Origin of the sequence: Pseudoalteromonas sp. NEC-BIFX-2020_002 (genome assembly GCF_013002825.1) — a bacterium.
Taxonomy (GTDB): Bacteria; Pseudomonadota; Gammaproteobacteria; order Enterobacterales; family Alteromonadaceae; genus Pseudoalteromonas; species Pseudoalteromonas neustonica.
Genome location: NZ_JABEPJ010000052.1, coordinates 1 through 627, shown reverse-complemented (window position 1 = coordinate 627; position 627 = coordinate 1). Strand labels below are relative to the sequence as shown.

The following is a 627-nucleotide window of genomic DNA, read 5'->3' as shown; positions in this document are numbered from 1 at the left end:
AGTCTCAAGTGCTTTTTACTAGCTTGACTAGGCTTATCGCAAGTTAATACGTCCTTCATCGCCTCCAACTGCCAAGGCATCCACCGTGTACGCTTAGTCACTTAACCATACAACCCAAACGGGTCTTGCTTGGTCTTTGTTACTTATGCTGCCTTGCTATCAATTTTTGCTTGGTTACATAACACGTTATGCGCCCAGCAACAAAAATATCAGCGGCGTTGCCTAAGTATCAAATACACGTCGCAATACTAAATCGTTAGATCCAGTCATACGTTAGTGACAGTTTAACTTCGCCAGAAGTTAATATTGAATACTAAAGTAGATACCAATCAATCATTTCAAAGAAACAATTAAATGGCACTGAATGATACTGCTATCATTCTTTTTTACTTTTGAAAACTCTGTACAAATAACAATGTTATTCATACGAATTTTATTATCAGCTTTTCCAAATTTTTAAAGAGCATATTAATTAGTTAAACCCAAAGGGTAAAACTAACTAACAATCATCTGTGTGGACACTACGAACAAATAAGTTCTAAATCGTATAAGGAGGTGATCCAGCCCCAGGTTCCCCTAGGGCTACCTTGTTACGACTTCACCCCAGTCATGAATCACTCCGTGGTA

At 38.1% G+C, this 627-nt stretch carries 2 rRNA genes; both read right to left on the bottom strand.

The annotated features are described in order from the left end of the window. Positions 1–107, bottom strand: a 23S ribosomal RNA gene (locus HJP15_RS21610); the annotation flags it as partial. Positions 108–548: 441 nt separating this feature from the next. Beyond that, a 16S ribosomal RNA gene (locus HJP15_RS21605) occupies positions 549–627 on the bottom strand; the annotation flags it as partial.